Source organism: Microthrixaceae bacterium, from assembly GCA_023957975.1.
Lineage (GTDB): Bacteria > Actinomycetota > Acidimicrobiia > Acidimicrobiales > Microtrichaceae > JAMLGM01.
The window spans coordinates 1-23,293 of sequence record JAMLGM010000011.1; the positions used below are offsets into that span (position 1 = coordinate 1).

The window sequence follows — 23,293 nt, forward strand, 5'->3', positions numbered from 1 at the left end:
CTGGGGCGGCATGTTGTACAACCCTGGTGGCGGCACCGGCGGGGGCCGCAACGTTCGGTTAATCGTCAAACGGGGTGGGGCCGAGTCGTCGGCCCCACCCCGTCGTCGTTTTTCTGGGTCGTCGTTTTTCTGGTTGGCAATCGTCGCTCGGTGTGTCACGGTGACCTATGTCGCACTGGTCAAGATGACTCATGGTTTCGTGAGACGACGTCTGGTTTGCTGGACGCCGGCCACGAATCTCACATTGTCTCGGTGGCCGGATACGCATCATGACTCTTGGCGAATTCGCAACCTCTTCCGTGGAACCCACCCCAATGCTCGATCCCCGCCGGCGCGCCAAAGGCGTGACGTTGGCACCGCCGCCGGGAACTCGCTCGCCCGGGCTCACCGACGAGCGGTCGCCATTGCGGGCGTTGCCGGCGCTCGACGATCGGCGCCGCGGGCTGTATGAACGCTTCGGCAAGCGGGCCTTCGACATCGTCGGCGCCAGCGCGATCATCGTCGCCCTGAGCCCGGTGCTGTTGATCGAATGGCTCATGCTGCGGATCGTGCTCGGCCCGAACGTGATCATCACCCAGGAGCGCGTCGGCCGCAACGGCGAGGTGTTCGGGATGTACAAGTTCCGCACGATGCATTGGAGCCGTCGCGAGGCTCACCACTCCTTTGCCGGGCCCGACCGTCGGGTCACCCACAAGGCCGACCACGACCCGCGCCATACGCCGATCGGACGTCTGTTCCGCAAGCTGAGCGTCGATGAACTTCCGCAGCTCCTGAACGTGTTGAACGGCGACATGTCGCTGGTCGGGCCCCGCCCGGAGTTGGCGACGATCGTCGAGGAGATCCACGGCCACGGCCACCGTCGCCACAGCATCCGCCCCGGGATGACCGGAGAATGGCAGGTGACGACCCGTCAGACCGGAAAACTGCTGCACGAGTGCTTCGACGAGGACCTGCCGTATCTCGAACGCATCACCCTCCGCAACGACCTGTCGATCCTGTGGGACACCGTCTCGGTGGTCTCGGGTCAAGGCGGACGCTGAGCCGCGATCCCCATCGCGCGCGGAGCGCGTCCCCGCCGTATTTCAGTAGCGCGGCGATACACTTCCAACGTCAACTGCGAGCCTTCCCCCCGGAGTTTCCGTGTCCCCTCGTCGATCATTGCTCGTGGTGTCCCCGTCCGCGGACGGGTACGGATCTGACCGTGCGCTCGTCGGTATCGCGCCGATTTTCGCCGAACGCTACGACGTCACCGTCGTTGCTGCGGCAGATGGCCCGACCGTTGCGATGTTGCGCGAGGCCGGTATCGAGGTGATCATCGCACCCGACTTCGCGTTGCGACGAAAGTTCGCCACGCCCACCGGTATCATTCCGGCGTCGATTCGCGTCGCCAGAACGGCCGCGTTGCTCCGGCGGTTGCATCGGGAGCGGAACTTCGCCGGCGTCTACGTCAACACGGTCGCGAACATGATCCTTCCGTTCATCCGCACGGTGGTTCCCGCTCCGGTCGTCGTTCACGTTCGCGAGGTGCCCCGTGCCGGAGATCGACAGAATCGACTCATCTTCAGCCAGGTCAACCGGGTCGCGTCGTTGGCGCTGAGCAACTCGAGTCATACCGCAGCGTTCGTTCGCCGTGTGGAACCGCGCCTCACCGATCGGATCGAGGTGGTCTGCGGTGGGGTCGATGACCCGGGCGTGGTGGGGCGTCGACCCGATGCGTCCACGCCTCCGCTCGAGATCGTGTGCGTCGGTCGGTTGCACCCCCAAAAGGGCCAGGCCGTGCTGTTGGACGCGCTCGGGCCGCAGATCGCGCAGGGTGCCGACTACCGGATTCATTTCTGGGGTGACGCGCTCGCAGAGCACGCGCACATCGAAGCGGCGCTGCACGAACAGGTCGAGCGGTACGGCATCGCCGATCGGGTGGTCTGGCACGGCTACAGCAGCGACATCACGGCGATGTACACGGGCATGGACCTCGCGGTGATGCCCTCGACCTGGCCGGAGGGTTTCTCGCTCGTCACCGTCGAAGCCCAAGCCGCCGGCCTGCCGGTCATCGCCACTCAACCCGGGGGCCCGACCGACATCGTGATCGATGGGGAGACGGGCCGTCTCGTCGGACTCGTCGACCCCGACGGGATCCGCCAGGCGGTCGAGGAGATGAGCGATCCGAACGTGCGCGAGCGGTATTCGGCGGCGGGCCGCGCTCGATACCTCGACCGGTTCACCACCGAACGATCGGCTCGCGGGGTGGCCGAGGCCGTCACCCGGCTTGTGGGCTGAGCTTCGCCGAGGGCGCCGGGGCCAATTCGGCGGGGGCGATGTGCGCCGGGTCGTCGAAGATGCCCTTGCGCTTCAGTGACAGCACGGGCAGGGCGGTGCCCACCAGAATGCCGGCGGTCATGACCAGGGGCACGTAGCGGACCCCGTCGAGATGGACCACGACGATGCTCATCACGACGATGAACGCCGAGTCGATCACTCGGCCGACGAGCACCTGCTTGCTGTACAGCAGCGCGGTGAGTGCGTTGGCGACCGGAACGTTGGCGGCGTAGGCGACGGCGTAGATCGACCAGGACGCGGTGAGGAGCAGGGGGATCGGGTCGCTGTTGCTGATCCGCTCGAACGGTCCGCTGATGGCGAGGGCGACGGGGATGTACAGCACGGCGACGAGGGCCGACAGCGTGGTGAACGCGGCGATGAGTGGGACGCTGACCGTACCCTGGTCGCGGCGTCGCGTGAAGAACGGAAGGGTGAATCCGCCGATGCCGATCGCCGCGGTGAGGATCGGCGCGATGACGAGTCGGCCCGCCTCCATCACGCCGAGGGCTTCGGCCGAGACGAAGTAGCTCACCGACCAGCGCACCAACAACATGCCGAACGGTCGCATCATGAGCTGTCCTGAGCGCCACACCGACACGTCGAACAGGGTGCGCCACGCGGCCGGCCCGGGGCTGGGCAACCGGAGCTCTTCTCGTGGCAACTGGATGACCGCGGTGACGGCGGAGGCGATCGACCCGGACAACATCGCAATGAGGACCCAGTCCATGGTGAGGGTCGACATGGTCATCAACGCGATGATCGCCCCGACCGCGACCACCGCATAGGCGATGTCGTTGACGAGGAGCTTGACGAATTCGAGGCGTGCCATGAGGAGGCGTCGGCCGGTTTCCTCGATGAGCCACACGACCTGTGCCGCGCCGAAGATGGCCGCCGTTTTGACGCTGACGTCGGTGAAGATCAGCGCACCGACGAATCCGAACGCATAGCTGGCGAACACCGAGATGGCGCTCGCCCGCACCAGGGCCCGTCGGATGGGTGGGTCGTGGCGGTCGAGCAGGACCAACGGGTCGCCGATCCATCCGGTGTGCAGGGCGGTGGCGGTGACCATGATGCCCGGTACGAGCAGGGCGAAGATGGCCAGGCCCTGGTTTCCGAGGCGCGACAACGCCAGCATCTGCAGTGCGAGGCTCGAAGCGGCGACCACCCCCTGGCTGGCGATCGCGGCGCCGGCACCGCCGACGACGTTGCGCCGCTGTGTGATCTTGGCGACGAACCCGGTCTGCATCAGCGTGAGGCAGCGTTCGCTCTGGTGCCGGCCGCCCAGCGGGTCCGCAGGGAAACGGGTCGGCGGCTGTTGGCCGCGGCGGCGAGCAGGTCTCGGTACGCGCCGACCACGTCGTCGACGTTGTACAGGTCGCCGGCGCGCGCTGCGGTCTGGTCGCGCACGTGCAGGTCGTGGGTGGGGTTGTCGTCGAGGATCGTGGTCACGGCGCGGTCGAGGCTGTTCAGTCCGGCGTTCGGTCCGGCGGTTTCGTCGAGGTTGAAGTACTCGGCGTTGTCGCCGAGCACCTCGCGGGAGAACGCGGTGTCGAACGCGGCGATGCGTGAGCCGGTTCCCATCGCCTCGACGAGGCTGGGGTTGGTGCCGCCGACGGAGTGGCCGTGCAGGTACACCTTGGCGTGGTGCACGAGATCGAAGAACGCGTTGCGATCGCCGACGTGGCCGAGCATTCGGATGCGCTCGTCTCGTTCGGCGAGTTCGGCGATGGCTGTGGTCACCGGCGAGTCGTAGTTCGCGGTGCCGAGCACCACGAGGGGCAGCGGGTGGGAGCCGGCCGCGTAGTCGCGCACGATGCGGTCGATGTTGTTTTCGGGGTTGTGGCGGCCGGCGATCAACAGGTACCGGTAGGGCTCGAGGCCGAGGTTCTGGACCGTCGCGGGGTCTTTCGTCCAGTCGCCGTTGGTGACGCAATAGGGGATGACGGTGGTGTCGGAGGCGAATTCGTCGCGGTAGATGTCGGCCATGGCGGCGCCGTCGGCGATCAGGGCGCTGGCGCAGTGGCGCGAGATCTGGGCGGACCTCAAGAAGATGGTCTTGGCGCTGTTGCCCCATTTGCCCCGCAGCCACTCCTGCCCGTCGACGTTGAGCACGACGGGCTGTCGGGTGTAGCGCGACAGTGCGCAGTAGGCGGCGTTTGCCACGTTGACGACCAACACGACGTCGTGGCGGGCGAACCGGGCGGCGACTCCGGCGACGAGGCCGTGGCTCAGCGTCGAGAAGTTCTTGCCGGGAATCGTGGGGAGAACCTTGCGGTGTACCCCTTGCCAGTCGTCGTTGGTGAAGTCCTCGCCGCTTCGGCAATACATCGTGACCCGGTCGCCGCGTTTGGCGAGTTCGGGGAGCAGCAGGGTGAGGAAGGTCTCGTAACCGGAATAGGTGGAGGGCACGCCCCGGGCGCCGTAGACGCCGATGTCGAGTGCCGTGCTGGAGGTGTGGGGGCCTCGGAAGGCTCGTGGCATTCGCTCAGGCTATCGGCGGGTTCGCGAAGGCTTGCACGGACCGGGTGGGGTATTTCACCCTTCGCGCGGGTCGCAGCGCTCAGCGTCGTGAATCTCGCCGAATTCGGGTGTCTACCGGGCACTTTCGCCCATGCCGCCTGAGGCGGATTTCGGCCGCAACGGTACTAAATTCTCAATTGAAACACGCGCATTGTCGATTCAATGTGTTACCGGCGAATTCATCTGCTGTAGCGACCAGCGTCGCCGAAGGAGAACCAGTGAGCACATCCCTTCCATCCGATCAGCCGCCGGCGTCGATACGTTCCCGCACGCTCGGACGTGCAGCGCTTGCCGTGTTCGCCGTGTTCGGTGTCGTCGCCGGCGGGCTGGCACTCGGCAACGTCGGCGCCGACGAGATCCCAACTCCGCCGGCCCAGTCTCCGAGTTCCGAGACCACTCCGCGCGATCCGGGCGTCCTGCCGTCGGTCGATCTGGCCACGCTCGAGACGACCCCCATCAAACAGTGGGGGGTCGTGGGCAAGGGCACGACCTATTCCGTCGCCAAGTCGCTCGTCTGGGACTTCGCGGAGATCGGCGACACCATCTACGTCGCGGGCATCTTCACCGGCGTTCAGCGCAACGCCGACGACCCCACCAGCGAGGTGGTGCCGCAGTCGTACCTCGCGGCGTTCGAGCGCGACTCCGGTGCCTGGATCCCCTCGTTTCGGCCGGTGTTCAACCGCGCCGTCTATACGGTCGAGGAAGGCCCCGACGGCAACCTGTTGGTCGGCGGCGAGTTCACCCAGGTCAACGGCGTCGCCCGCGGTGGTCTCGTCAAGGTCGACCCGGTGACCGGCGAAACCAACGCCGGTTTCCCAACGCACATCACCGCGGGCGACCGACCGATGGTCCGCGACATCGTCGTCGACGGCAACCAGGTGTACATCGCCGGTCAGATCTCCAACGTGCACGGCCCGAACGGGTCGCCGTTCCGCCAGGGCATGGCCCGCCTCGACGGCCTGACCGGCGCCATCGATCTCAGCTTCGCACCGATGTATGCCGGAGGCGTCTGGCAGCTGGCGATCGACAAGGATCGCAACCGTATCCATGCGGCGGGCTTTTTCACCTCGGTGAACGGTCAACCGAACACGGCCCGTTTCGCGAGCGTGACCGAAGCCACCGGCGCCTACATCCCGGGCTTGGCGGCATACGTGAACAACCAGCCGAACGGTCAGCGCGACACCGTCGCGGTCGTGTACGCGAACAACCGGGTATACGTCGGCGGAGCCCAACACATCATCCAGGTGTTGGACACCGCCAACAACCAGCGCGTCGGCTTTGTCACCTCCGGGATCGCCTGCAACAACTTCAGCCCGTCGTGTGGGTTCACCGGCGGCGGCGACTACCAGGTTCTCGAGATCACCGAGAACGGGATGGTGCTCGGCGGATGTCACTGCTACGCCGACAACGCGATCTACAACTCGTTCACCAACAGCCGCACGCGGAACCGCTTCGCTCACGGGTTCGACACCTCGAACAACACGGTGCCCGCGTGGTGGCCGCAGTTGCGCCAGCCCTCGGTCGGCACGTATGCGATCTTCGTCGACTCGAACCACTGCGTGTACATCGGTGGCGACTACACCCACCGCGCGGACGGCGCCTACCTCGGCGGCTTCGGGCGGTACTGCCAGCCGACGCTCGGCCCGGCCAACCTGACGGCGACGAGCGTGAACAGCGGGGTCCGTCTTGCGTGGGAGACCCCGGCCTCGCCCCTGCCGATCTCGTATTACAAGGTGTACCGCGGCGGCACGTTCGCGGGAGATACCGACGGCCTGTCCTTCGGGTTCACCAACCTGACGCCCGGGTCGGTGCAGTCCTTCACGGTCCGTTCGGTCGATACCGGCGGTCGGATCTCCGACCCCGTGCCGGTGTCGGTCACCGTTGCCGGCCCCGACACCCAGGCTCCGACGGTGCCGACCGACGTCGTCGGGACGTCGAACGGTCAAACGGTGACGCTCACCTGGGCGCCCTCGACCGATCTGCCGAACCCCGGTGGGGTCGGTATGTCCGGATACCTGGTCCATCGCGACTGGGGATTCGTACGATTCGTGGCGGACGGGACGACGTTCACCGAGGACAACGTGGCGTTGGGGAACCGTCGGTACGAGGTTCGCGCCATCGACAAGGCCGACAACTTCTCCGCCCCTGCGGTGGTGAACGTGTTCGTCGGCGTGGTCGACAATCAGCCGCCGACGGTTCCGACGGGTCTTGTCGGTGCCGCTTCGGGGCCGACGGGTCAGACCGTCACGCTCAACTGGGCGCCGTCGACGGATCTGCCGAACCCCGGTGGGGTCGGCCTGTCGGGCTACCTGATCCATCGCGACTGGGAGTTCGTCAAGTTCGTGGCTGCGGGCACCGAGACCTTCACCGAGGACAACGTGGCGTTGGGGAACCGTCGCTACGAGGTCCGTGCGGTCGACAAGGGCGAGCGGTATTCCGCCTCGGCCGTGGTCATCGTCACGGTGGGCCTGGCCGACAACGAGCCGCCGACGGTGCCGACGAATGTCGCCGGCACCGTGAACGGGACCACGGTGACCCTCACCTGGTCGCCGTCGACGGATCTGCCGAACCCCGGTGGGGTCGGCCTGTCGGGCTACCTGATCCACCGCGACTGGGAATTCGTCAAGTTCGTGGCTGCGGGTACCGAGACATTCGTCGACACCAATGTCCCGGCGGGGACGCGCCGATACGAGGTGCGTTCGGTCGACAAGGGCAACCGAAACTCGGCCCCGTCCGATCCGCTCCGGCTGACCGTCCCAGGCTGACCATTTCATGACTTTGCGCTTCCCCACACATCAGATCGGCGCCGGCGGAACAACCCGCCGCTCGGTCACCGCCCTCCTCGTGACCGTCGGAGTCCTCGTTTACGGAGCCTGCGCCGGAAACGAGGCCGACGGCGACCGCTCGGCCGACGTCAGCGGCGCGACGGTTCCCGACGAGAACCGGCCGGCCCTCGAGCCGTCGGACGAGGCGGACACCGGCGCCGACACCGGCGCCGACGACGCTGAGTCGTCCACCGTCACCGCCGCACCCTCCGATCCCGCCATCGACGCCGTCGACGACAGCGCCGTAGGCGAGCGCGGGGCCTTGGAGGAGGTGGTCTCGAGCGCGACCGACCCCGTCACCGGGAACTCGGTGTCGGACCTCGAAGCGGTTACCTCGGGCCTGCCCGAGACGTGGGATCGCAACAGTCGCGGGGCCGAGATCCGCCTCGACGAGGCCGCCCAGTTGGCCTGCGCGAACGCTCAGATCGGGTTGGTCCGACTCGGCGAGCTGTCGGCGGATGCCGCCACCGGACACCTGGCCGTCGCCGCGGTGCGCGCCGATCAGAGCGCGGTCGCCGAGATCCACACCTCCGCAAACGGATTGGCGCTCGCTGCGCTCAACCACTCAGAGGCGGGTGCCGCCGAAGCGTTCGTGCAGATCTGTGTCGACCGCGGCTATGAGGGATGACATGAGTGCCGAGAGTCCGGTCGACGTGGCGGCGGTGCCGCCTGAACCGTCTGCGCTCGCCCGGTATCGCGCCGACATCGCGGCCCTCGCCGCTCATCAGAAGAGCTCGCGCGGTGCCCCGCCGTATTCGTTGCTGATCAACCGGCCACTCGGGCGTCGCTTCGCAGCGCTCGCACACCTAGTCGGCCTGACGCCGAATCAGGTTTCGCTCATCAGCTTCGGTTTCACGGCGGCGGGCCTCCTGGTGTTCGCCGTGATGTCGCCGAGTTGGCCCCAGTCGATCCTGGCCACCGCCTTGTTGGTGTTGGGCTACGCCATCGATTCCGCCGACGGTCAGCTCGCTCGCCTCACCACGGGTGGGTCGCTGGCGGGTGAGTGGCTCGACCACACGCTCGACAGCGTGAAACTCGGCGTCTTTCACGGGGCGATCCTGGTGTCGGCTTACCGGTTCGACGCAGACCTCGGCGTGTGGCCGCAGGTGACCGCGTTGGCATTCGGCATGGTTGCGGCCACGTTGTTTCTCATCTTCATCCTCACCGACCAGCTTCGCCGTGGCGCCGGTGGCGCCGCCCCCGAACGTCCGCAGGCCTGGTGGTTCATGGTGCTCAACGCCCCGACCGACTACGGCGTGCAGTGTCTGTGGATGGTCATGCGGCCGTCGTCCACGGTGTTCTTCGGCGGATACGCCCTGTTGGCCCTCGCGAACCTGGGGTATCTCGGGGTGAGCGGGCGGAGCCGGTTCCGCCAGATGCAGCAGATCGATCGAGAGCGGGTGCGACGATGACGGTGGTTGGCTATGCGCCGGGGGCCTATGACCTTTTACATGTCGGTCACCTCCGGCTGCTGGAACGTTCGCGAGAGCGGTGCGACCGGTTGGTGGTCGGCGTCGTGGGCGACGACCTTGCCGAACTCCAGCGCGGCGAGCGTCCGGCCGAGCCGCTCGAAGCGCGTATGGCGGCGGTCGCCGAACTCGACTGGGTCGACGAGGTGGTCGAGGACCCGTCGAGCGACAAGGCGGTGATCTGGGAACGGGTTCGCTTCGACGTGATCTTCAAGGGCGACGACTGGCGGGGGACCCCCAAGGGGGACGCGCTCGAGGCGGCGATGGCCCGCGTCGGTGCCGAAGTCGTGTATCTGAGCTACACCAAGGACATCTCGAGCACCCGGTTGCGGCGCGAGCTTCGCGAAGCGTGTTCGTGACTCTCGCTACACGCTGACGGTGTTGCCGGCGCGCTCTCGTGTGGCGCGCTCCCGTGCGGCGAGCGGGGTGAGCGCCATCGTTCCCTGAGTGTTGCGTTGGGTGGGTCCGACCTCGCGTTGCAGGACTCCGACCCAGGCGCCGAGGATGAGCAGCCACAGCGCCGACACGCCCACTCCCGACCCGACGCCTTCGACGGTGAACCCGTTCACCATCAGACACGCGAGTACCCCGCCGAGCAACGGAGCGTCGCCGTGGCGGAGCCGCTGGAGGCGGGCAATTCCGAGCCCGATGGCGATGACGAGACCGAGCCACAGCCCGAGGCCGATGAGGCCGCCGTCGACCGCGACGTTGATGAACGCGTTGTGGGCCCCGCCGAGTCCGACCCGGTCATAGAAGACTCCGCGTGAGGTCGACAGCCCCCAGCCGGTGAGCGGCTTCTGGGAGACGAGGTCGACGGCGATGCCCCACAGTTCGGTCCGGTTCGACACGGTCGTGAGGTTCTCGGTGGGTTCGCCACGAGCGAGGTAGGCGAGGATGACCGGCCAGAAGCTGAACACCGCGAGCGCCAGGCCCACGAACCCCAGGACGCCGAGCGGAATGCGCTCCCGCACCGGCACCGTGAGGTAAATGACCACGAACACGCCGGCGATTGCCGCGATGACGGCGCCCCGGGTCTGCGTGGCCACCAACGCGGCACCCATCACCGCGAGACATGTCAGATAGAGCGGCCGTGGCCAGCGCTGGGCCCCGAGTCGGAATCGGCTGTGGTTGGTGGCCAGGCCGAGCGCGATGGTGATGCCGAGGGCCAACATCGCGCCGGCGGTGACCGAGTGGACATAGAGCCAGTTGAACCGGTGGGCCTGCAGGGGCGAGAACGGCACGCGGTAGACGAGGCCGATGAACACCGACAGGGTGACGAGGCCGACATAGGCGTGGGCCAGTTGCAGCACCTGACCTCGCCGGGCGTTCGCCGCGATCGCGCTCGAGAACGCGACCATGATGCACAACTGCATCGCCCGAACCGCGCCGAGGACCACATAGGAGCTGTACATCACCGACATCACCATGGCGGCGGTGTAGCCGCGCATGAAGAACTGCACGGCGGTGGGGCGGTTCCAGCGCGGGGGTGTGACGACGTAGCCGATGAGGTACCCGGCGACGAGGGCGAACACGGCGAGCTCGACGACGATCGCCAGGTCGACCGAGGCCGACAACGAGTCGTTCAGTTCGCGCTGGCGGAACTTGTACTCGGTTCCGAGGATCATGGCGAGGCCGAGCACCGCCGGCCAGGTGTCGGTCCAGAGGCTGGGGAGTCGCCAGGGGAGTCGCCAGGGGTGCGACATCACGAACCGTGGACGAAGACGTAGCCGAGCGTGTCGCTGGCGAGGAAGTCGAGCTGACGCCGGGTCTGGTCGATGACGTCGCGGCTGGTGCCGCGTTCGATGAGCACGACGACTCCGTCGACGGTTTGGCCGAGCACCGAGGATCCGGCTGCGCTCAGCAGCGGCGGTCCGTCGATGAGGATGAGGTCGTAGTGGCGTCGCAGGTCGACGAGCGCGGATTCGGTGGCGCCGGTGCGCAACAACGCCGGGGGCTGGGACGGATCGCCGCCGGGGCCCATCAGGAACAGGGCGGACGAGGTCATGGCGCTGTTCTCGCCAAAGCGCAGGCGAACGGTTGCCTCGTCGGCCTCCGCGCTGCCGGCGACGACGTCGGCGAATCCGAGACGGTTGTCGAGCCCGAGGATGGTCGACACGCCGCGCGCCCCGTGGTCGGCGTCGATGAGCAGCACGCGCTTGCCGGCGCGGGCGGCGACGAGCGCGGTCTTGATGACGACGTCGGCGTCGTGGGCCATGAGGTCGGCGGGGGTGAACAACACGGTGTCGCCCGACAACACCGCGTCGATGTTGGAGGTGATCCGCTGAAAGCTCGGCTCGGGCACCGCGACCATGTCGATGGTCTTGGCGCTCACGAGGTCGTAGCCGACCTCGCCGAGCATGGGCAGGCCCAGCCAGGAGGACACGTCTGCGGAGTTCTCGCCGATCGGTTCGCGGTCGGCTCGGAACCAGGCGATCAGCACCGCGGCGAGGAAGCCGATGATGCCGGCGATCACGACGTTGCGCACGAGGCGGGCGAGGAAGTTGCTCGACGAGGGGACCCGCGCCGGGTCGTAGGCGTCGACGCCGTCGCCGAACAGTGCGCGGGTGGTGTTGATCTCCGCCATGCGTTGTTGAATCTGGCCGTCGTCGGAGAGGTCGATGCCGGGGATTCCGGAGTCGGCACGGGGCGATTCGCCGCTGAGCGCGGCGAGCGCTCGTTCGGCCTTGTCGTCGAACTGGCGCGCCGTGGCGTCGCGGTAGGCGGCGACGATGGCGTCGACGGCCCCGGTGGCGGTGCGGAACTCGCCGAACTGGCAGGTCACGGTCATGACCGTCGAGGCGGCGGCTGCGGTGGCGGAGCAGTTCGACCGCAGGTCGGCTGCCGAGCCGGCCCGGGGGAAGTTCTGGGCGGCCGCCTGGAGCACGTCGCTCGAGGTGGCGAACGCGGCGCGCTCCGCGCTGTAGCGGGCGAAGTCCACCACGGAGATCCCATCGGCGAAGGTAGCGCTGCCGCGGGGGTCGGTGAGGGTGACCTTGCCGACCGCTTCGAACGAGTTGGGTCGAAGCGCCGTGAAGACCACGGCGATCAGCACACATGCGAGCGGCACCGCGGTCATGAGCTTTCGGTAGCGCAGGGCGGCTTCGATGATGCCCGGGGCAGCCTGCGGTTGCGTCGGTTCGGTTGCGAACATGGCGTTCCCATCGGCGGGTCGGGGCGAGATGTGAGGGGTGCGGCGCCCGTTATGGTGGCGGTGCTGTGGAATCGTTCGACCCGTCACCGAAGGCTTCGCCTGGCCCAGCACCTGGCCCGTCGCCCGAGCCGTCGCTCGAGCCGGCGCCCCGTGGCGGCCCTCAGGAGATCCCTCGTCCGACCTCGGCGCGTCTCGGCGCTGCTCCGGCGTGGTCGGGTGCCATCGGTAGTGTCCCGTCGTTGGACCTCGACGACATCGCACAACGATTGACGCAGATGTCGATCGATCGGGCGATGTCGATGGTGGCGCAGTCCCGACAGCGCAGTGCGGTTGCGGTCGTGTTGTCACAGGGGCGGCGGGGGCCGGAGCTGTTGTTGACCCGGCGTGCCTGGCACATGCGGACCCATCGAGGCGAGATCGCCTTTCCCGGTGGCGGCGAGGAGGACGGCGACGTCTTTCCGGTGGGCACGGCGCTGCGCGAGGCGTGTGAGGAGGTGGCGCTCGATCCCGGTTCGGTCGAACCGATCGCGGCGCTCGACCCGATGGTGACGTTCACGAGCGACAAGGCCGTCGTGCCGATCGTGTTCGAGACCGACCAACGCCCCAGCGTCGTGGCCAGTCCCGATGAGGTCGACGCCATCTTGCAGGTGAGCTTCGCCGACCTGCTCGAGGAGGGGTGTTATCGCCAGGAGTTGTGGACCTGGAGCGGTTCCACGCTTCGCGACGCCCCCGAGGCGGGGTATCAACATCCCGTGCATTTCTTCGAGCTCTACGGCGACACGTTGTGGGGTGCGACGGCTTCGATGATCAATCAGCTGTTGACGGTCGTGTTCGCCCCGGAGGCGTTCGAGGAGTTGATGCGAGGCCCCGAGCACTTCGGGCGCTGAAGGTCGGGCGCTGAAGGTCGGGCGGCGCGCGTCGGGACGCGTTCGGCAGGACGCGTTCGGCGGTTCGGCCGCTATCGTCTGATCCACAGGGAGGTGTGCCGATGGCGATGTTGACCTTTGAAGGTGAGACCCACGGCGAGATCGTGGTGAAGGTTCGGCGCTGGTTGGCGTCGCTCGAGGAGGCCCCGGAAGGGACCCTGACAGCGGTTGAGGCGATCGAGCAGGGTGCTGAACTCACCAAGGACGCGCTGCGCATCATCGCGGCGGCCGCGCCGGCTCCGGTTGCGCAGAGCGAGTTGCTGAAAGGCCTGACCGGGCTCGGCTACAAGGCGACCGACACGACCAAGGAAGCGCTCGTCGGCGGACTCGACTCGATCGAGGAGATGACCGGTGGTGGCGTCGTGCGTCAGGTGCAAAAGGCCGGGGTGCGGGCGGCGTGGGAGATGAACTCGACCGTGGCGCGTCAGTTGTTGAAGTCGCTTCGACGCTGATCTGTTGAACGGTTCGCCCCGCTGTGGATGGGGGCGAAACCCGAGGCCTAGACTGGCGCCTTTTCCGGCCGCGGAGTGCCGGGTGAAGGACATGGTCATGGCATCAATCGAAATCGGACGCGGCAAGTCGGCGCGGCAGGGCTACGAACTCGACGACGTGTCGATCATCCCGTCGCGACGCACCCGCGACGCTGATGACGTCTCCACCACCTGGAGCATCGATGCGTTCGAGTTCGACGTTCCGTTGATGACCGTCGACGCGACGTCGATTCCCGGCGGGTTGGCGGTGCTCGATGCCGAGCGGTTCACCAACGGCGACGGTTCCTTCGACGTCGAGGCCATCGGCGAGGTGCTCGAGGAGATCGACGACGACGGCGAGGTGTCGGCGATTGCGGTCCGCCCCCAGCGCGCCGAGGAGTTGCTCGAAGCGCTCGGCCGCACCCAACCCGACCTGTTGGTCATCAAGGGTCGGGTGGTGTCTGCCGAGCACGTGTCGAAGTCCCGCGACACCCTCAACCTGAAGAAGCTGGTGCGTTCGATCGAGGTGCCGGTCATCGTCGGCGGTTGTTCCTCCTACAAGGCGGCGTTGCACCTCATGCGAACCGGGGCGACCGCGGTGATCGTGCAGAGCGACCTGGCCTCGGAGGGCGTGCACGTTCCGCTCGCCACGGCGATCGCCGATGTGCGCGCCGCCCGCTCGCGCCACCTCGACGAAACCGGGGTGTACACCCAGATCATCGCGGCGGTGCCGGTTCGTACCGGCGGCGATGTGGCCAAGGCGATTGCGTGCGGGGCCGACGCGGTGCTCGTCGAGGCGGTGGGAAGCGACTCGGCGGGGGTGATCGGCGACCTTCGCCGCACGATGGCGACGTGCGGGTTTGAGTCGGTCAAGGAATTCCAGAGCGCGGAACTCGTGGTGACGCGCTAGCGCGCCCGCGAAGGTAACAGTGGGCATCGGACGGCAGGAATCGACACGGTGAGCGGCATCATTCAGCATCAGGCAGCACCCGGCGAAACCGTGCTCGTCGTCGATTTCGGTGCGCAGTACGCGCAGCTGATCGCTCGGCGGGTCCGCGAGGCCCGGGTCTATTCCGAGATCGTTCCGCACACGATCACCGCACAGGAGGTGGCGCGGCGTCAGCCGGCGGCGATCATCTTTTCGGGCGGCCCGAAGTCGGTCAACGTCGAGGGAGCCCCGTCGATCGACCCGGCGGTCTACGACCTCGGCGTGCCGATCCTCGGGATTTGTTACGGCGCACAACTCATCAGCCGCGATCTCGGCGGTTCGGTCGACAAGGGAGGCCGTGGCGAGTACGGCCGTTGTGACCTCACCGTCGATGCGACGGGTTCGCTGTTCGACGATGCCGCCGATCAGGTCGTGTGGATGAGCCATTTCGACGCCATCACCGTGGCGCCGGAGGGTGCGACCGTGCTGGCCCATTCCGCCGATGCGCCGGTGGCCGCGTTCGAGAATGTCGAGCGCCGGGTCTACGGCGTTCAGTATCACCCCGAGGTGGCCCACACCCCCGGTGGGCAGCGGCTGTTGGAACGGTTCTTGTACGACGCGGCCGGGTGCGAGCCGAACTGGACGATGGCGAATTTCATCGACGAGGCCGTCGCTCAGATCCGCGAGCAGGTCGGTGCGGGTCGGGCGATCTGTGCGCTGTCGGGCGGCGTCGACTCGGCGGTGGCTGCGGCCCTGGTCCACAAGGCGATCGGCGATCAGCTCACCTGCGTGTTCGTCGATACCGGTCTGATGCGCAAGAACGAGGGCGAGCAGGTCGTCGAGACGTTCCAACGGCATCAGGGCATCGAGTTGATTCACGTGCAGGCGGCCGATCGGTATTTCACGGCGTTGGCGGGGATCACCGAACCGGAGGCCAAACGCAAGACCATCGGCGAGCTGTTCATCCGCATCTTCGAAGACGCGAAGGCCCAGGTGGTGGGCGCCGGGTTCTTGGTGCAGGGCACGTTGTATCCCGACGTCATCGAGTCGGGGTCGGGCCACGCCGCCACGATCAAGTCCCATCACAACGTGGGCGGCTTGCCCGACGACATCGACTTCGAACTGGTCGAGCCGTTGCGGAGCCTGTTCAAAGACGAGGTGCGTGCGGTCGGCTCCGAGCTCGGGTTGCCCGACGAGATCGTGCAACGGCAGCCGTTCCCGGGGCCGGGCCTCGGTGTGCGCATCATCGGTGAGGTCACCCCCGACAAGGTGGCGGTGCTGCAGGAGGCCGACGCCATCGTGCGCGAAGAGTTGCGCACGGCTGGCCTTGAGCGCGAGATCTGGCAGAGTTTCGCGGTGTTGCCCGACATCCGGTCGGTGGGGGTCATGGGCGACGAGCGCACCTATGGCTATCCGTGCATCATCCGCGCGGTGACCTCCGAAGACGCCATGACCGCCGATTGGGCACGCATTCCCTACGACGTGCTGGAGTCGATGGCGAGCCGCATCATCAACGAGGTTCCCGGTATCAATCGGGTCGCCTACGACATCACCTCCAAGCCGCCCGGCACCATCGAGTGGGAGTGACGGGCTGGGCCGCGGCGGGGCGGTCCGCGTTCGCCGCTCCGCGGGCGCACGCACCCACTGACCGCTCGAAGAGCCCTGAGAACATTTTTATGACAAAGTGGCGGATTTCGTCATGAAGTTGTCATATTTCGATTCCGATGGCACACTGAATCCGTCATGTACAGCAATTCACGAACGCCCGATCGACCCCGCCGAGGCTCACGAGCCCGCCGCATCGCCCTGCGCACCGTCGCGCCGGTGCTGTTGATCGCCCTCGCCCCCGTCCCGGCCGGAGCGACGCCACTTGCCCCGGCCCAGTCGGTGGCCTCCATTCGCGAGAAGGCCGCGAAGATCGCCGCAGACCTCGATCGCCTCAACGAGCGAGAGAGTGTCCTCGACGAACAACAGAACGCTGCCCGCATCGAACTTGCCGACCTCGAAGCGAAACTGGCCGAGAACCAGAGCTCGCTCAGCTCCGCCGAAGCCGAGATGGACTCGACCGCCGACGCCGCCCGCGAGTACGCCCGCAAGGCCTTCGTCGGCGACGCCGCGGATCCCGATCCGCTGCGGTATCTCGTCGAGGGCAACACCCAGGACGAGTCGGCCCGCCGGGCGTTCATCGAGTCGCAGGCCGGTTCGAGTTCCGATTCGATCGAGTCGTTGCAGGCCTCCCAGAAGGTCCTGAACTCCCAGCGTTCCGAACTCGATGCCGTCCAGGCCGAGGTTACGGCGAAGAAGGCCGAGATCGAGCGGGCCAAGTCCGAACTCGAGGCCTCCATCGAGGAACGAACAGCGCTTCAGCAATCGGTGAACGCAGAGCTGAAGGAGGCCGTGGAGGCCGAACAGCGCCGTCTCGCCGCCGAGGCCGAGGCCCGCGCCCAGGCCGAATCTCGCGCTGCCGCCGAACGCGCTGCCGCAGCTCGACGCACCTCGGGCGCCACCGTGACGCGTTCGTCAGGGTCCGCCTCCACCTCGAATTCGACCTCGGGATCGGGGCGAGCGGTTGCCACGGTCACCCAACCCGTCGTCGCGGCACCGACGCCCGCTGCCCCCGCACCGGCGGTGGCCGCAGGCGGCACCGCTGCGGGGCAGGCCGCGGTCGCCAAGGCGATGACGCAGCTCGGGGTTCCCTACAAGTGGGCGGGCAGTTCGCCGTCCACGGGTTTCGACTGCTCCGGGCTCGTCATGTGGGCCTATGCGGGTTCGAAGTCGCTGCCACACAGCTCTCGATCGCTGCGTTCGATGACCAGCCGCATCTCCGAGGCTGAACTCGTGCCGGGAGACCTGGTGTTCGGCGGCAACCCGGTGCATCACGTCGGTATCTATGTCGGCAACGGGCAGATGGTGCACGCCCCGCAAACCGGCGACGTGGTCAAGGTGTCGAGCATCTACCGCACCTCCAAGCCGGTCAGCTTCGGCCGCCTTCCCTGACCCGGAACCCGCCTTGGCACCGGCCCTGAACCGGCTGTCAGGGGTGCCAACTAGGTTAGGGAGATGTCGACTGCGGAACTTCTCGACGGCCTGAACGCCGCGCAATACGAGGCCGTCACCCACCAGGGCGGGCCGCTGTTGGTCGTCGCCGGAGCGGGTTCGGGCAAGACCCGGGTGCTCACTCACCGCATCGCCTGGCTCATCGAGGAACAACGGGTGTCGCCGTTCGAGATCCTGGCGATCACGTTCACGAACAAGGCCGCGGCCGAGATGAAGCACCGTGTCGCCAGCCTGATCGGCCCGGTGGCCGATCGGATGTGGGTGTCCACGTTTCACTCGGCGTGCGTGCGGATCCTGCGCCGAGACGGCGGCCGCCTCGGCTATCCGTCGAACTTCACGATCTACGACCAGACCGATGCGGTGCGTCTTGTCACCTACATTCTGCGCGACCTCGACATCGATCCGAAGAAGTTGTCGCCCCGGTCGGTTCACGCCGCCATCTCGAATGCCAAGAACCGCGGCATCGGGGTCGACGACTACGTCGAACAGGCCCAGGTCATCATCGAGCGGCGCATCGCGGACGTCTATCGGGAATACCAGACGCGGCTGTTGCGGGCGGGTGCGATGGACTTCGACGATCTGTTGGGCCAGGCGGTCGAGTTGATGAAGCGGTGCCCCGACGTGTTGGAGATGTACCAGACGCGTTTTCGTCATGTGCTCGTCGACGAATACCAAGACACCAACCCGGTGCAGAACGAACTGGTCATGTTGTTGGGGCGCGAGCATCGCAACGTGTTCGCGGTCGGCGACGGAGATCAGTCGATCTACGCGTTTCGTGGTGCAGACCTGACCAACATCTTGGAATTCGAGCGTGCGTTCCCCGACACGACCGTGGTGGTGCTCAACCAGAACTACCGCTCGACCCAGACGATTCTCGATGCCGCCAACTCGGTCATCGCCAACAACGAGAGCCGCAAGCCGAAGGAACTGTTCACCGACGGGGCAGCGGGCGAAGCGATCGTTCGTTACACGGCCGACGACGAGTCCGACGAGGCCCAGTGGGTGTGTTCGGAGATCGCCAAGCTGCGCGACTCGGGCGAGTTCCGATACGGCGACATCGCGGTGTTCTACCGAACGAATGCCCAGTCGCGTGTGATCGAGGACGGGTTGTTTCGAGCGGGACTGCCCTACAAGGTCATCGGCGGCACCCGGTTCTATGACCGTCGCGAGGTGAAAGATGCGCTCGCCTACCTGCGGGTCGCGGTGAATCCCGACGACGAGGTGAGCGTCAAACGCGTCATGAACGTGCCCAAGCGCGGCATTGGCGAAAGCTCGGTGAGTCGCCTCGATGCCTACGCCCGAAGCAACCGCATCAGCTTTTACGAGGCGCTGCGCGACGCTCCGGCCGCGGGGGTGAGCGGGCGAGCGTTGAAGGGGCTCGAGACATTCACGAAGATCATCGAAGACGCTCGCCACGCGCTCGATCGCGCCCCGGGCGACGTGTTGGAATCGCTGCTCGACGACAGCGGCTATGTCGATGAACTCGCCGCCGAGCGCACCATCGAATCGGAGGGCCGTCTGGAGAATCTGTCGGAACTGGTCGGGGCGGCACGCGAGTTCGAGACGATCGACGAGTTTCTCGAACAGGTGAGCCTGGTGTCCGACACCGACCAGATCGACGACGACGAATCGACGGTCACACTGATGACCTTTCACGGGGCCAAGGGTCTGGAGTATCCGGCGGTGTTTCTCGTGGGTCTGGAGGACGGCATTTTCCCGTCGATGCGAAGCCTCGATGAACCACACCAGCTCGAGGAGGAGCGGCGTCTTGCCTACGTCGGCATCACCCGGGCGCGAGAGCGGCTGTTCCTGTCCTCGGCGAACGCCCGGATGCTGCACGGCACGACCCAGTACAACCCGCCCTCGCGCTTCCTCGACGAGATTCCGGCACGCTTGGTGACCGAACTCGGGGAGCGGCGCGGTCGTCGTTCGATGCGGTTCGGGTCGTCGTGGGACGGGGATTCCAGCTACGGCTCCTCTGGCTACGGCTCCTCGGGTTACGGCTCGTCGGGTTACGGCTCGGCTGGGTTCGGCTCGTCGGGGTCGGCGGGCAATCCGCTCGCGGCGCGTTCGTCGGCGCCGGCGCCCAGCGATGCGCAAAACGCCGGGTTCAAGGTCGGCGACGACTTCCGCCACGCCGAGTGGGGCGAGGGGGTCATCCTTGACATACGCGGAGGCGGCGACGACACCCAGGCCACCGTGCGCTTCCGCGAAACTGGCAACGAGAAGGTGCTGCTGTTGAAGTGGGCGCCCATCACCAAGATCGGATAACTCAACGTGCTGTCCAACGTCGTTTCACGAGCCAACGCCGCCTTCCGGCAACCGTTCACCCTGGCCGATTTCTCCGACCGGGTCGCGGCGATGTGGGGACCGCGTCAGATGGTCGACGAGGCCGGCGGGTACCGGGCGACGTTCACCGAGGCGGGCGCGATGGTTCGCGTCTTGTCCGAAGTCATCGCCGCCTCCTGTGCCCCGAACGAGCGGGTGGTGCTCGCGGTGCCGAACTCCTATGACCAGTTTCTGTTGTGTCTCGCCGTGTCGAGGGCCGGGTGCCTGCCGGTTCCGGTGAACTCGCAGATGAAACCCGCCGAGATCGACCACGTGGTCGCCGACAGCGAAGCCGCGCTGGTGGTGACCTCGCTCGACCAACTCGACGAGATGGCCCTCGATCTGCGCGACCGATTCGGCTCCATCGCCGCCATCGAGCCGGCCACCCCTGCACACGACGACGTGGCGGCGCTGTTCTACACCTCGGGAACGACCGGTAAGCCGAAGGGCGCCGCGCTCACCCACAAGGCGCTGGTCGGGTCGGCGGGGCTGGCGACGCTGGCGCCGATCGGGTTTGGCGACGTCGAGGTCGTCGTCGCGTTGCCCGTCGCGCACATCTTCGGGTTTGCGATGCTCGTGGCGAGCGCGGCGGCGGGGGTGCGGGTCCATTTCATGAGCCGGTTCCGGGCCGGTCCGGTGCTCGACGCCATCGAGGAGCGCCGATCTGCGGCGTTCGTCGGGGTTCCGGCCATGTATCGCATGATGCTCGAAGCCGGGGCCGATCACCGCGACCTCAAGTCGATCCGACTGTGGATCTCGGGCGCCGACGCGTTGCCCGAGGGGCTGGCGTCGACGTTCAAGAAGCTGGGGGCGGCGGCGGAGCTTCCCATGGTCGGCCCGGTGGGCGAAGCGGCCTTCGTCGAGGGCTACGGGATGGTCGAGATCGGTGGTGGAGCAGCGCTTCGGGTGTCGCTGCCGTTGGTGCCGGAACGGTTCGGCGGCAACCTCGCGCTGCGAATGCCCGGCTACCGGTTCCGGGTCGTCGACGAGGACGGCAAGGTGTTGGGCCACGGGCGCGAAGGCGAACTGCAGATGCGCGGGCCGGGGGTGTTGAAGCAGTACTGGAACGCGCCCGACGCAACCCGTGGTGCGATCACCGACGACGGTTGGCTCCGCACCGGAGACCTCGTGCGGTTGAGTTGGCTGGGCACCATCACGTTTTGTGGGCGCAGCAAACACATCATCAAGTCGGGCGGCTACTCGGTGTATCCGCTCGAGGTCGAAGCGGTGATCGACGCCCACCCCGACGTGGTGGAATCGGCGGTCGTCTCCAAGGCCGATCCGAAGCTCGGTTCGGTGCCGGTGGCGGCGGTTCGAGTGCGCAAGGGTGCGAAGGTGACCGAAGACGAGTTGCGGTCGTGGGTGGGTGAGCGCGTGTCGCACTACAAGGAGCCGCGCGAGGTGAAATTCGTCGACGAGTTGCCGCGCACCGGCACCGAGAAGGTGCAACGCGAGCACCTCGAAGAGCTGTTTCGCTGAGGCCCGGTTCCTGAGGCTCAGCCGCCGATGCGGGGGCCTTCGGGCACGGGCCCTCCCCAGCGCTCGAGTTGGAGTTCCTCGCCGTCCCAGTTGTTGCGCAGCCAGCGGTCGTGGCTGGCGATCACGATCGTTCCGCTCGATGCCATCAGCGCAGCCTCGAACGCCTCGGTCAACCCGAGCGAAAGGTGGTTCGTGGGTTCGTCGAGCAACAGCACGTGGGGTGCCGACGCGATGAGGCACCCGAGCGCCACACGACGGCGCTGCCCGACGCTGAGTTCGCCGAGGGGGCGGTTGTAGTCCTTGCCGGCGATGAGGCCGAGATCCGACAGGGTCACGTCGAGCAGTTTGGGGACCGCGTCGAAGGCGGCGATGACGCTCTGGTTCGGGTCGCGAACGACGACCTCCTGGGGCAGGTACCCGACGCGGATGCCCTTTCGCCACGTCACGATCCCCGAGTCGGTCGGGCCCTCCTGGGCGAGCGCGGCGAGCAGTGTCGACTTGCCGGCCCCGTTGGGTCCGGTGATGAGGAGGTGGTCGCCGGCGCTGATGCTCACGTCGGTGCGAGCCAGTCGGCCGACCACACTGACCCCGACGGCGGTGATCATCGGCCCGGGTTTGATCTCGGCGGCGAGTTCCTCGCTGAAGAAGCGCAGCTCGTCGGGCGGGCGGGGGACCTCGTGTTCCAGAAGGTCTTCGAGGTGTTCCCTCGATGCGCGCACCCGACGCGACACCTGATTCTGCACCCGGCCGCCCTTGAAGTGATGAACGAACTTGTCGTTGTCGCGCTTGGGGCGGTTGTGTCCGATGTTTCGATTGGTGTTGTCGATGGCGTACTGGGTGGCTTCGATCTCGTCTTGTTGTTCGTGGTAGCGCTGCTTCCATCGGGCCAGTTCCGAGCGCTTCTGTTTCAGGTAGTGCTCGTAGTCGCCGCCGTAGAGGGTGAGCCCGTTGCGCGACGGGTCGAGGTCCAAGATGCCGGTGCACGCCTCGGAGAGGAAGAACCGGTCGTGGCTGGCGACGATCACCGGTCCGGGAAACGAGCGCAGGTAGGAGATGAGGTAGTCGACGGCGGCGTCATCGAGGTGGTTCGTCGGTTCGTCGAGCACCATGGCCGCGGGCCGGGCGATGAGCACCGTTGCCAACTCCAGGCGTACCTGTTCGCCGCCGGACAGGGTGTCGATGGTGCGGGAACGCTCGAGGCTTCCGAGGCTGAGCCCCGCGAGTACCTCGGCGGCGCGGGCGTCCGCGTTCCACAGATCGACGCGGTGCGCGGCTTCGAGCGCGTCGTCGTAGCTCTGCTGTGCCGCGGTCGCGATGGCGGGGTCCTCGGAGGCCAGGTCGAGCGCGGCGGTCGTGAGCGCGGCCTCGATTTCGCGTATGGGTGCGAGGGTCTCCTCGACGACGTCGTCGATGGTCGCGGTGTCGGGATAGGGGAGTTCTTGTTCGAGGTAGCCGACGGGGCTGGGTCGGCGAATGGTGCCGCCGTCGCGGTCGGTGGTGCCCACGAGCATGCGTAACAACGTCGACTTGCCGGCACCGTTCTCGCCGACGAGGCCGAGGCGGTGCCCGGGCGATGCGGAGAAGCTGATCTTGGTGAAGACGTTGACGGGGCCGTAGGACTTCGACAGTTCTACGACGGCGATGTCGTGTGAGGTGGCGTCAGGCGGAAAGGGGATGGTCGCGGTCATGAGACCCTCCAGATCTGTGCGAATTCGGTTGAGGCGTCGGGTATCGCTCAGATCTCCATGCCGCGACTCTAGCGACCGCGCCCCCCAGCCTGTTTCCCGATAACCAGTGGTCGTGATCACGACCACTGGTTATCGG

18 protein-coding genes are annotated in these 23,293 nt (G+C 67.0%); 13 read left to right on the top strand and 5 right to left on the bottom strand.

The annotated features are described in order from the left end of the window. Nucleotides 1-299: 299 nt before the first annotated feature. Nucleotides 300-1,040: a sugar transferase gene (locus M9952_14465; GenBank protein MCO5314126.1), complete on the top strand. Its 741-nt coding sequence runs from the start codon at nt 300-302 to the stop codon at nt 1,038-1,040. Nucleotides 1,041-1,167: 127 nt separating this feature from the next. Continuing rightward, nucleotides 1,168-2,277: a glycosyltransferase gene (locus tag M9952_14470; GenBank protein MCO5314127.1), complete on the top strand. Its 1,110-nt coding sequence runs from the start codon at nt 1,168-1,170 to the stop codon at nt 2,275-2,277. On the opposite strand, the gene M9952_14475 is transcribed toward M9952_14470, so the two are convergent. Together M9952_14475 and M9952_14480 are read right to left on the bottom strand one after the other, a co-directional pair. Continuing rightward, the gene (locus M9952_14475) at nt 2,258-3,562 is read right to left on the bottom strand and encodes a hypothetical protein (GenBank protein MCO5314128.1); all 1,305 of its coding nucleotides are present in this window, start codon (nt 3,560-3,562) and stop codon (nt 2,258-2,260) included. The genes M9952_14470 and M9952_14475 overlap by 20 nt on opposite strands. Next, nucleotides 3,562-4,797 (bottom strand): glycosyltransferase, encoded by a 1,236-nt coding sequence (locus tag M9952_14480; GenBank protein MCO5314129.1) that lies wholly within the window; start codon nt 4,795-4,797, stop codon nt 3,562-3,564. Before M9952_14480 ends, M9952_14475 begins: the two co-directional genes overlap by 1 nt. A 257-nt stretch (nt 4,798-5,054) precedes the next feature. On the opposite strand from M9952_14480, the gene M9952_14485 reads away from it, so the two are divergent. The 4 genes from M9952_14485 to M9952_14500 are packed head-to-tail and all read left to right on the top strand — an operon-like array spanning nt 5,055 to nt 9,489. Then, nucleotides 5,055-7,601 carry a hypothetical protein gene (locus tag M9952_14485; GenBank protein MCO5314130.1) on the top strand — a complete coding sequence of 849 codons (2,547 nt, stop codon included), beginning with the start codon at nt 5,055-5,057 and terminating at the stop codon, nt 7,599-7,601. A 7-nt stretch (nt 7,602-7,608) separates the two neighbouring features. After that, nucleotides 7,609-8,289: a hypothetical protein gene (locus M9952_14490; GenBank protein MCO5314131.1), complete on the top strand. Its 681-nt coding sequence runs from the start codon at nt 7,609-7,611 to the stop codon at nt 8,287-8,289. A 1-nt stretch (nt 8,290) separates the two neighbouring features. Next, nucleotides 8,291-9,073 (top strand): CDP-alcohol phosphatidyltransferase family protein, encoded by a 783-nt coding sequence (locus tag M9952_14495; protein ID MCO5314132.1) that lies wholly within the window; start codon nt 8,291-8,293, stop codon nt 9,071-9,073. Continuing rightward, nucleotides 9,070-9,489, top strand: a complete 420-nt coding sequence (locus M9952_14500; GenBank protein ID MCO5314133.1) for an adenylyltransferase/cytidyltransferase family protein — start codon at nt 9,070-9,072, stop codon at nt 9,487-9,489. Before M9952_14495 ends, M9952_14500 begins: the two co-directional genes overlap by 4 nt. 6 nt (nt 9,490-9,495) lie before the next feature. Here the strand turns inward: M9952_14500 and M9952_14505 are convergent, their stop codons facing one another. Together M9952_14505 and M9952_14510 are read right to left on the bottom strand one after the other, a co-directional pair. Continuing rightward, nucleotides 9,496-10,833, bottom strand: coding sequence for an O-antigen ligase family protein (locus M9952_14505; protein MCO5314134.1), 1,338 nt, complete (start codon nt 10,831-10,833; stop codon nt 9,496-9,498). Beyond that, nucleotides 10,833-12,281, bottom strand: a complete 1,449-nt coding sequence (locus M9952_14510) for a hypothetical protein (protein ID MCO5314135.1) — start codon at nt 12,279-12,281, stop codon at nt 10,833-10,835. The genes M9952_14505 and M9952_14510 overlap by 1 nt, the downstream gene beginning before the upstream one ends. Nucleotides 12,282-12,346: 65 nt before the next feature. On the opposite strand from M9952_14510, the gene M9952_14515 reads away from it, so the two are divergent. From M9952_14515 to M9952_14545, 7 genes are all read left to right on the top strand, one after another. Continuing rightward, nucleotides 12,347-13,168 (top strand): CoA pyrophosphatase, encoded by an 822-nt coding sequence (locus tag M9952_14515; protein ID MCO5314136.1) that lies wholly within the window; start codon nt 12,347-12,349, stop codon nt 13,166-13,168. Nucleotides 13,169-13,269: 101 nt separating this feature from the next. Then, a complete protein-coding gene (locus M9952_14520; protein MCO5314137.1) occupies nt 13,270-13,659 on the top strand; it encodes a hypothetical protein in 390 nt (129 codons plus the stop codon). 97 nt (nt 13,660-13,756) lie between these two features. Further along, on the top strand, nt 13,757-14,587 hold the full coding sequence (locus tag M9952_14525) for an alpha-hydroxy-acid oxidizing protein (GenBank protein ID MCO5314138.1): 831 nt from the start codon (nt 13,757-13,759) through the stop codon (nt 14,585-14,587). 48 nt (nt 14,588-14,635) lie between these two features. Next, entirely contained in the window at nt 14,636-16,192 is a 1,557-nt protein-coding gene (gene guaA, locus M9952_14530; GenBank protein ID MCO5314139.1) for a glutamine-hydrolyzing GMP synthase, read from the top strand. 156 nt (nt 16,193-16,348) lie between these two features. Next, nucleotides 16,349-17,602 (top strand): NlpC/P60 family protein, encoded by a 1,254-nt coding sequence (locus M9952_14535; protein MCO5314140.1) that lies wholly within the window; start codon nt 16,349-16,351, stop codon nt 17,600-17,602. 63 nt (nt 17,603-17,665) lie between these two features. Next, nucleotides 17,666-19,933: a DNA helicase PcrA gene (gene pcrA, locus M9952_14540; protein ID MCO5314141.1), complete on the top strand. Its 2,268-nt coding sequence runs from the start codon at nt 17,666-17,668 to the stop codon at nt 19,931-19,933. 6 nt (nt 19,934-19,939) lie between these two features. After that, entirely contained in the window at nt 19,940-21,469 is a 1,530-nt protein-coding gene (locus M9952_14545; GenBank protein ID MCO5314142.1) for an AMP-binding protein, read from the top strand. 17 nt (nt 21,470-21,486) lie between these two features. Here the strand turns inward: M9952_14545 and M9952_14550 are convergent, their stop codons facing one another. After that, nucleotides 21,487-23,157, bottom strand: coding sequence for an ATP-binding cassette domain-containing protein (locus M9952_14550; protein MCO5314143.1), 1,671 nt, complete (start codon nt 23,155-23,157; stop codon nt 21,487-21,489). Between the last annotated feature and the right edge of the window lie 136 nt (nt 23,158-23,293).

Coding starts and splice junctions, on each gene's coding strand:
- M9952_14475 (MCO5314128.1), bottom strand. CDS start 3,562: ATGCAGACCGGGTTCGTCGCCAAGATCACACAGCGGCGCAACGTCGTC.
- M9952_14480 (MCO5314129.1), bottom strand. CDS start 4,797: ATGCCACGAGCCTTCCGAGGCCCCCACACCTCCAGCACGGCACTCGAC.
- M9952_14490 (MCO5314131.1), top strand. CDS start 7,609: ATGACTTTGCGCTTCCCCACACATCAGATCGGCGCCGGCGGAACAACC.
- M9952_14495 (MCO5314132.1), top strand. CDS start 8,291: ATGAGTGCCGAGAGTCCGGTCGACGTGGCGGCGGTGCCGCCTGAACCG.
- M9952_14500 (MCO5314133.1), top strand. CDS start 9,070: ATGACGGTGGTTGGCTATGCGCCGGGGGCCTATGACCTTTTACATGTC.
- M9952_14505 (MCO5314134.1), bottom strand. CDS start 10,833: ATGTCGCACCCCTGGCGACTCCCCTGGCGACTCCCCAGCCTCTGGACC.
- M9952_14510 (MCO5314135.1), bottom strand. CDS start 12,281: ATGTTCGCAACCGAACCGACGCAACCGCAGGCTGCCCCGGGCATCATC.
- M9952_14520 (MCO5314137.1), top strand. CDS start 13,270: ATGGCGATGTTGACCTTTGAAGGTGAGACCCACGGCGAGATCGTGGTG.
- M9952_14525 (MCO5314138.1), top strand. CDS start 13,757: ATGGCATCAATCGAAATCGGACGCGGCAAGTCGGCGCGGCAGGGCTAC.
- M9952_14535 (MCO5314140.1), top strand. CDS start 16,349: ATGTACAGCAATTCACGAACGCCCGATCGACCCCGCCGAGGCTCACGA.
- pcrA (MCO5314141.1), top strand. CDS start 17,666: ATGTCGACTGCGGAACTTCTCGACGGCCTGAACGCCGCGCAATACGAG.
- M9952_14550 (MCO5314143.1), bottom strand. CDS start 23,157: ATGACCGCGACCATCCCCTTTCCGCCTGACGCCACCTCACACGACATC.